The sequence below is a fragment of the Mycobacterium sp. TH-M82 genome (genome assembly GCF_057473605.1).
Window position 1 is genome coordinate 1 of sequence record NZ_JBYCKY010000873.1, and the last position, 7,974, is coordinate 7,974.

Annotated in this window: 11 protein-coding genes; 2 read left to right on the forward strand and 9 right to left on the reverse strand. The window is 67.9% G+C overall.

All coding sequences use genetic code 11. The features are described from left to right. Both AC2VON_RS25345 and AC2VON_RS25350 read left to right on the forward strand, forming a co-directional pair. Positions 1 to 590 (forward strand): HAD family hydrolase (locus AC2VON_RS25345; RefSeq protein WP_486955281.1); only part of this gene is annotated, 590 nt, incomplete at its 5' end. A gap of 58 nt (positions 591 to 648) precedes the next feature. Then, positions 649 to 1,176, forward strand: coding sequence for an FAS1-like dehydratase domain-containing protein (locus tag AC2VON_RS25350; RefSeq protein WP_486955282.1), 528 nt, complete (start codon positions 649 to 651; stop codon positions 1,174 to 1,176). A 20-nt stretch (positions 1,177 to 1,196) separates the two neighbouring features. On the opposite strand, the gene AC2VON_RS25355 is transcribed toward AC2VON_RS25350, so the two are convergent. The 9 genes from AC2VON_RS25355 to AC2VON_RS25395 all read right to left on the reverse strand — a co-directional run. Then, a complete protein-coding gene (locus AC2VON_RS25355; protein ID WP_486955283.1) occupies positions 1,197 to 2,264 on the reverse strand; it encodes a lysophospholipid acyltransferase family protein in 1,068 nt (355 codons plus the stop codon). Positions 2,265 to 2,268: 4 nt separating this feature from the next. Further along, positions 2,269 to 3,387 carry an SDR family oxidoreductase gene (locus AC2VON_RS25360; RefSeq protein ID WP_486955284.1) on the reverse strand — a complete coding sequence of 373 codons (1,119 nt, stop codon included), beginning with the start codon at positions 3,385 to 3,387 and terminating at the stop codon, positions 2,269 to 2,271. Positions 3,388 to 3,450: 63 nt separating this feature from the next. Then, complete coding sequence (locus AC2VON_RS25365; RefSeq protein WP_003402602.1) at positions 3,451 to 3,552, reverse strand: 30S ribosomal protein bS22; 102 nt, start codon at positions 3,550 to 3,552, stop codon at positions 3,451 to 3,453. A gap of 201 nt (positions 3,553 to 3,753) precedes the next feature. Next, positions 3,754 to 4,017 carry a helix-turn-helix domain-containing protein gene (locus AC2VON_RS25370; protein WP_486955285.1) on the reverse strand — a complete coding sequence of 88 codons (264 nt, stop codon included), beginning with the start codon at positions 4,015 to 4,017 and terminating at the stop codon, positions 3,754 to 3,756. A gap of 139 nt (positions 4,018 to 4,156) precedes the next feature. Continuing rightward, positions 4,157 to 5,017 (reverse strand): pyrroline-5-carboxylate reductase, encoded by an 861-nt coding sequence (gene proC, locus AC2VON_RS25375; RefSeq protein WP_486955286.1) that lies wholly within the window; start codon positions 5,015 to 5,017, stop codon positions 4,157 to 4,159. A 114-nt stretch (positions 5,018 to 5,131) separates the two neighbouring features. Beyond that, on the reverse strand, positions 5,132 to 5,989 hold the full coding sequence (locus tag AC2VON_RS25380) for a thioesterase family protein (RefSeq protein ID WP_486955287.1): 858 nt from the start codon (positions 5,987 to 5,989) through the stop codon (positions 5,132 to 5,134). 41 nt (positions 5,990 to 6,030) lie between these two features. Continuing rightward, positions 6,031 to 6,876, reverse strand: a complete 846-nt coding sequence (locus AC2VON_RS25385; RefSeq protein ID WP_486955288.1) for a sugar phosphate isomerase/epimerase family protein — start codon at positions 6,874 to 6,876, stop codon at positions 6,031 to 6,033. Positions 6,877 to 6,905: 29 nt separating this feature from the next. Further along, the gene (locus AC2VON_RS25390) at positions 6,906 to 7,745 is read right to left on the reverse strand and encodes a hypothetical protein (RefSeq protein WP_486955289.1); all 840 of its coding nucleotides are present in this window, start codon (positions 7,743 to 7,745) and stop codon (positions 6,906 to 6,908) included. Continuing rightward, a partial coding sequence (locus tag AC2VON_RS25395; RefSeq protein WP_486955290.1) for a Ppx/GppA phosphatase family protein occupies positions 7,742 to 7,974 on the reverse strand: 233 nt, incomplete at its 5' end. The genes AC2VON_RS25390 and AC2VON_RS25395, both read right to left, overlap by 4 nt.

The window sequence follows — 7,974 nt, forward strand, 5'->3', positions numbered from 1 at the left end:
CCGGCCGGCGGAAGGGCCTGGCGTTCATCGAGGGGCGGACCACCGCCGAACTGGTGGCCCTCGGTGAGGAGATCTACGACGAGATCATCGCCGACAAGATCTGGCCGGACACCCGCAACCTGGCCCAGATGCACCTCGACGCCGGCCAGCAGGTGTGGCTGGTCACCGCCACGCCCTACGAGCTCGCGGAGATCATCGCCCGCCGGCTCGGCCTGACCGGTGCGCTGGGGACAGTCGTCGAATCCGTCGACGGGGTGTTCACCGGCCGGCTGGTCGGCGAGATCCTGCACGGCGCCGGCAAGGCGCACGCGGTGCGCTCGCTGGCCATCCGGGAGGGGCTGAACCTCAAGCGCTGCACCGCCTACTCCGACAGCTTCAACGATGCGCCGATGCTGTCGCTGGTGGGCACGGCGGTGGTGATCAACCCCGACGCCGCCCTGCGGGTGCTGGCGCGTGAACGGGGCTGGGAGATGCGCGATTTCCGCACCGCGCGCAAAGCGGCGCGGATCGGTGTCCCGTCGGCGCTGGTGCTGGGGGCGGCCGGCGGTGCGCTGGCCGCAGCCGTGGCGCACCGCCGCGAGCGCGGGTGACCGGCGCGCACGCTGATAGGCTTCGCCGCGCACCATTGCGATCGGAAGGCAATCCGCCATGTCAGTGCACGCAGAGTCGCAAGGCATCATCGGCACCCACTACCGGTTCCCGGACTACTTCGAGGTCGGCCGGGAAAAGGTCCGCGAGTTCGCGCGCGCGGTCGAAGACGACCACCCCGCCCACTTCGAGGAGGAGGCGGCCGCCGAACTTGGCTACCCCTCACTGGCGGCGTCGCTGACGTTCCTGGCGGTCGCCGGGCGACAGGTGCAGCTGGAGATCTTCACCAAATTCGACATCCCGATCAACATCGCCCGGGTCTTCCACCGCGACCAGAAGTTCACCTTCCACCGGCCGATTCTGGCCGGTGACCGACTGTACTTCGACACCTACCTCGACTCGGTCATCGAATCGCACGGCACGGTGATCAGCGAGATTCGCAGCGAGGTCACCGACGCTGACGGTAACCCGGTGGTGACCAGCGTCGTCACCATGCTCGGCGAATCCGCCCGCCAGGAAGCCGACACCGAGGCGGCCACGATCGCTGCGATCGCTGCGATCGCCTCGACACCAGGGGGCGGCGGGTAGCGCCGCAGCTTCAGCGAAGCTCAGCCGAAGAACACGTTGCCGCGGACGGCCAACCGGCGATACAGCGTCAGCTGGATGTTCTCCCGCACCTGGTCGGTCAGCTCGAAGGTGAGCATCGGATCCTCGGCGGCACCCACATCGTAATCGGCGGTCTGTATCGGCTCCCCGAACACGATGTGCCATTTCGACGGCAGCGGCACCAGGCCGGCGGGGCCGGCCAGCGGGAACAGCGGGGTGATCGGGAAATAGGGCACTCCCAGCAAGCGGGCCAGCAGCTTGACGTCGGCCAGCATCGGGTAAATCTCCTCGGAGCCGACGATCGAGCACGGCACGATCGGCGCCTTGGTGCGCAATGCGGACGACACGAACCCACCGCGGCCGAAGCGCTGCAACTTGTAACGGTCTTTGAACCGCTTGCCCAGCCCCTTGTACCCCTCCGGGAACACCGCGGTGAGTTCGCCGGCGGCCAGCAGCCGATGCGCGTCGGAGGTGCAGGCCACGGTGTGGCCCGCTTTACGAGCGGCCGCCCCGATCACCGGCAGGTCGAACACCAGGTCGGCCGCGAGCAGCCGCAGGTCGCGATGCGCGGGATGCTGGTCGCGTACCGCGACCGAGGCCATCAGCGCGTCCATCGGCAGCACCCCGGCATGGTTGGCAACCACCAGTGCCGCACCGGTGTCCGGCAGGTTCTCGATGCCCGTCACCTCGACCCGAAACCATGACTTGAAGAAGAACCTCAGCAGAGGCAGTGCGATGGCGTTGTTGAAGTGCGGGTCGAACCCGAACTCGTCCACGTCGTAGTCGCCGGTGATCCGCCGCCGGAGGAACTCAGCCAGCGCGGCGACCCTCCGGGCGAACTCGCCGGCGGACTGCTCGGTAGTCGGCGTCTCGGCTGCGGCTCCGCGGCCCCGGTCCATCCCGCGGACGACGGTGGTAATCTGCTCGGCTGATCTATCGCGCCCGGAATCGGAGAGCACCGAAGGGTGGCGACGAGCCGCGGCAGCACGCTGAGTCGCCTGTCGCTGCGCGGCGGTTCGGCCCGAACTCGCGTGCAGCGGAATAACTTTGGCTTTCGAATCGCCTGCCACGATGTCAGCCTCCCCTCCCCCGGTCGAAACTCACGGTGCGTTGACCGATGTGCTGGGCCGCGGTCACCACGCGACGCTCCAGAGAGCGCACCCACTGCGGGTCGATAATCGGATTCAGGTCACGACCGCGCAGATAATCCTCGAACGCCTCGGCGGTGGTCCATTTCGGGCTGTAGCCAAGGTCGACCCGCATTCTAGCCGTATCCATCACCCGGCCAAAGCTCAGATAGTCGAGCTGCTCGCGATTGATCTCGGTGCGACGGTTGGCTCGTCTCAGCGAATCAAACACCAACAGTCCGAATCCGGGCACCGGCAGCTGGATCCGCCCCGATCGCCGGATCGCCTGCGACAACATGATGATGCCGCTGGCGCCGATGTTGAAGGTGCCGGATTTGCCGGCCATGGTGGCGCACTCCAGGGCACCCAGTGCGTCCTGCTCGTGCAGTAGCTGCAGCCGCGCGTCACGGCCGAACACGGTGGGGACCAGCGGGCCGGCCAGATACCGGGACAGCGCGGTGTCCATCGCCGGGCCGATCATGTTAGCCAACCGCAGGACGGTGACCGTGATGTCCGGCCGACGCCGGCCCAGCCCGCGAGCGTAGCCCTCGATGTCGATGCTGTCGCGGCGGAAACCGTCACCGGGCGGGCGACCGGTGCTGTCCTCGCTGAACTGCACCGGATCATGCGAGCTGCACCCGTACACCTCCGAGGTCGACTTCAGCACCACCCGGCGCACCGAAGGTGCCCTCTGGCAGGCGGCGAACAGCTGCATCGCGCCCATCACGTTGAGTTCTTTCAACGTCGCCCGGCCGCCGGATCGTGGCACATACGACGCCACCGCCGCATGCACGACGGTGTCGACGTCGCCGTTACGAATCACCTTGGCGATAAACGGGTTGCGGATATCGGCGCGGACGAACTCGGCACGCCCCATTCGTCGCAGCATGTCTTTGCTCGGTGCGATTGCGTCCACTGCGATGACCTGGCTGATCAGTGGGTTCTGGGCGAGCCGAGCGGTCAGATAGCCACCCAGGAATCGAGACGCCCCGGTGACCAAAACGACTTTGGGGTAATGCCGAAGATCGCTGCGACTGCCGTCGGTTGGGGGTCCGGCCGAGTCCATCCCGTTAGCCTAATGGCCGCGGCGGACAAGCAGTACCGGTGAGCGGCGATATTCAGCGCGAATTTACTTGCCGAGTTTTCTGCGCTGCACCCGGGTGCGCCGCAGCAGCTTACGGTGCTTCTTCTTCGACATCCGCTTACGCCGCTTCTTGATGACTGAGCCCATGAACTCCGCTATCTGCCTCTGCCTTGCCTGGCCACTGCCGGGCCGGGTTCAGACTTTCCAACCGATTCGATCAACCCGGTCACTGTACCCGGACGGGTGCGCGGGACGGAAAACCGGCACCGCCGACCGGCACGCCGGCGTGGCAGTCCGAACCGAGCGTCACGCCGCGGCAACGCTCGGGGCTTGCGTTCACCCGGTTGCTTAGCCCGCGTCGAAGAAGGAGGTCTCCAGCAGGTCATGCACTGCCTTGGCATGCACCCGAAAAGACCGTCCGACACGAACCGCGGGCAGCTCGCCGTTGTGCACGAGTCGGTAAACCGTCATCTTGCTCACCCGCATCAACGCGGCCACCTCGGCCACGGTGAGGAACTGAGTTCGATCCGGCTGACCATCGAGCGAGCCGGTATCCCGTGCCGATTTGCCAGCAGCCGAATCTCGCGCCGAAGGCCCGTTCATAGACGTCATCGTCACCCATTCCGATCGGGCACGTGCAGTCCCGGCGGCTTCCCCTCCGCTGACACCACACGCGCATGCATAAACGAGAATAGCGGGACCAATGAGGTTTGTGCGACGGGTGTGGGCCAATTTGTTGAAAATAAGAGAATCACATATGTGTAGTTTTGGGCCGCTCAGAGTGTGTTTCCGAGTGGGTTTTCGCGGCGCGCACCGCCAGGTCGACGGCGGTCCGCAGACCGCCGCGCTCCAGCTCCCGCAGCGCGGCCGCGGTGGTGCCACCGGGCGAGGTCACCTCCGCCCGCAGCTGCGCCGGCGTGGTGTCCGTAGCCGCTGTAGCCGCTGTAATCCGGTTCAGCAGCATTGCCGCCGATCCGGCCATCGTCTGCACAACCAGCTCAGTGGCCACCCCGCGGCTCAACCCCGCGGCAACCCCGGCGTCTACCAACGCCTCCACCAGTAAGAAGAAGTACGCCGGGCCCGAGCCCGACACTGCGGTCGCCGCGTCCAGCTGGCCCTCCGGGAGAATCGTCACACTGCCGACGCAGGTGAACAGCGCGGCGACCTCGTCGAGCTGCTCGGAGCTGGCGAAGCGCCCCCTGGACAGCACGCAGGCGCCGGTGCCGACCTCCACCGGCGTGTTCGGCATCGCCCGTACCACCGCCGTCCCGGCCGGCAGCTTGGCTTCCAGGTGCTCGGTGGTGACACCGGCGGCGATGGTCACCAGCACCTGTTCGGGGCCGTCTCCGTTGACCCCGGCGGCCACCTGGGCGATGTCGTCGAGCACCGAGTCCACGTCATCCGGCTTCACGGCGATGATCACGATGGACGCGTTCTCCACCGCATCGGGAACCGACGTCACCAACACCGAGTGCCTCTCGGACAGGTAGCGGGCGCGGTCGGCCGCCTGTTCGGCCACCACCAGGTCCTTGACCGGGCGACCGGCTCCCAGCAAGCCCGACAGCAGAGCTTCGCCCATCCTGCCGCCGCCGACGATCGCGATTCTGGCCATGCCGACAGCATGGCAGACCCGATCCGGGCGATCGCAAGCACGGCGCAAGCCGGGCGCTGGGGCACCTCCCGCTTGCGGGGGACGGGTCGCCCGGTATCACGACGGCCGGAAGTGCTACCGGCCAGGCACCATCGCCAGCTGTCGGGTCTGCACCACGATGCGGCCCTCGCAGTCGACGACGGTGTGATCCTCATCGAACCAGTCCTGCCCGATCTGCACGCAACTACACAACACCCGCAGCCAGCCGTCCGCCGGCAACCCACGCAGATAGGCGGTGAGCTGCACGGTGGGCGCCCAGCCGGTGCGGTCCACCGCGAAGCTCACCGGCGCAGACACATCTCCGCACATCAGCGCGAACAGCACGTCCGGCGCAGCACCGCGGGGCCGCACCCACATCTGGATCATCGGCGGACTGCCGTCGGTGCTCGGCCGCAGCGTCGGCACCAGCGGTCGCACGTCGCAGCCCTCGGCCAGGTGCACGAGCCCGGCCATCGGATGTCCGGGCCCGATCGGTGCGGCATCGGCGGGCGGCTCCGGCGCCATCAAGCCGGTGATCGGGTTCGCAGACAGCAGCGGCGGAGCCGCGTGTTCCGGTTGGCCGAGCGTGACGGCGGCATGCACGGCGGTGCGCTCACCCTGGGTGAGTTCGACGTCGACCACGCTGATCCGGCGACCGCGCTTGCGGATCCGGGTCCGCAATCGCATCGGCCCGGGGTCGGGCGCCCACAGGAAACTCGCGGACACCGCGATCGGCTGCACGCCGCTCGACTGCCCGGCAGCGGTGCGCGCAGCGTTGGCGCACAACGCCAGCATCGCGCCGCCGTGCACCTTCGGGCCGATGGTCCAGTGTTCGTTGAGCTCGGCTTCAAAAATCCTGGCGTCCGCAGCGTTCTCGGTGTTCTCGGTGTTCTCGGTGTTCTCAGGGGCCGCGCGCAGCGCCATCGCGGTGCTGAACGACGTGGAACTACCCATGCGACTCCTCTGGCTCATTCGCTTCGCTGGTCACCGCGCGGTCATCCGCGCCGCAGGTGTGCCCGGGCGAACTGCAACGACTCAACCAGCAGCGCCTCGCGTTCATGGGCCGACCGTGCGTGCGAGGTCGACACCTCCAGCACCACGTGGCCGCCGAAATCGCCACCGGCCAGCATCTGGCACACCTCGACGGTGGGCTGATCGCCACGCCCGGGTACCAGGTGCTCGTCGGCCGGTAATCCGCTGCCGTCACAGAGGTGCAAGTGGGCCAGACCCGAACCCATGCGACGGGCCATCTCCAGCGCGTCGGTGCCGGCGGTCGCGGTGTGCGACAGGTCCAGGGTGTAATGCGCGTGGTTACCGTCGAGTGGGTCGTAGGACGGGGCGAAAGCCGAGATCGCCGGCCCCGGGCCGCCGCCACGCCGGCGCATCCGCTCCCTCGACTGGCCGACGCTAAAGAGCCGGTCCGCCCGAAACGGGAACATGTTCTCCACCGCCACCAGCACGTCGCCGGCGGCTTCGAGGGCTGCGACCTGCTCGCTGAACCCCTCGGCGTAACGCCGCTGCCAGCGGAACGGCGGGTGCACCACAACGGTCTGCGCGCCGAGCCGCTGGGCCGCCCGCACACTGCGTTCCAGCTTGTGGACCGGGTTGGCTCCCCACACCCGCTGCGAGATCAGCAGGCACGGTGCGTGCACCGACATCACCGGTACGCCAAAGCGTCGCGACAATTTCCTGACCACGCCGATGTCCTGGCTGACCGACTCACCCCACACCATCAACTCGACGCCGTCGTAGCCGAGCCGGGCCGCATAGTCGAATGCGGCCTCGGTTCGCAGAGGATAGACCGAGGCCGTCGACAGGCCGACGGTGATGGCTGGGCGCACTGTGTTTCGGTGACGTCTTCGGTGACCGGTTAATTCGCGTGCAGCGCCAGCGGCCCGAGCGTAATCAGCAGGCCGACCGCCACCGCGGTCAACGTGCTGCCGATGTCGACGGTCTTGCGGACCGCCTGCACGGCGGCTACCAGACCGAGCGTGACCAGTACCGCGAGCACCAACGCCACGATGTTGTTCCAGCGCCACAGCTGGTCGAAGGCGATGAACAACCCGGCTCCGAACACCACCGCCAGGATCGACTGCAGCACAATCGCTCCACCGCTCAGCAACTCGGACAGCCGGCTGCGCTCCTCGGTGAGCTCATCGTCGAGGTCGGCCTCAGCGTCGAGGTCTTGGCCGTCTTCGTCGAGGTCACCGTCGCGGCCAGCGTCCAGCATGTCCAGCCCGACGTCGTGGTGCTCAACCGGGTCGGGACTCATCTGCTCGGCACCGGACTGCAACGCGGGGCCGGGCCGGCCCTGCGCCGCGTCGGACGAGTCGGTCCGGTGGACCGGCCGCGGGTACTCACTGCGCTGCGGGCCCGGAGCACACCGAGGCTGCGGCGGGGATTCGGGCCAGCGCGGCTGCGGCTCAGCCAAGCCGACGGCCGCTGCCCGGTCGTCGGCGAGATGCTCGGCCACCGGCTGATCACCGTCGCGGTCCGGCTCGGAGTCGTCGGCGCGGACGCTCTCGTGGTCCCGGATAACCGGGATCTCGCCGGTCAGTTCGGCCACCGTCACCGCGTGGGCATTACCGCGCCGACGCCGGCGTCGTCCGGTGACCGGCGGAGAGCCGATATTGCCGTTTTTGGCCAGCAGCTCAGCCACCGAAATCGGCCGGGTGGCGCTCTGCTCGCCGGGGTGCCCACCAGTCGTCATCGTTTGCCGCCTCTCGACCGGGCGACCGCCAGGTTTTTGGCATCGGCCACCGCCGTCTCCACCACAGCCGTTCCGCCAGCTTCGCTGTCGAGTTTCCGCAAGATCAGACCCTCCCGCAGTGCCCACGGGCAAATGTCCACCGTGTCAATCGACAGCGCTCGCATGCTCGCCTCCGCCACCAGAGCCCCGGCCACGATCTGCGGTGCCCGGTCGGCACTGACTCCTTCCA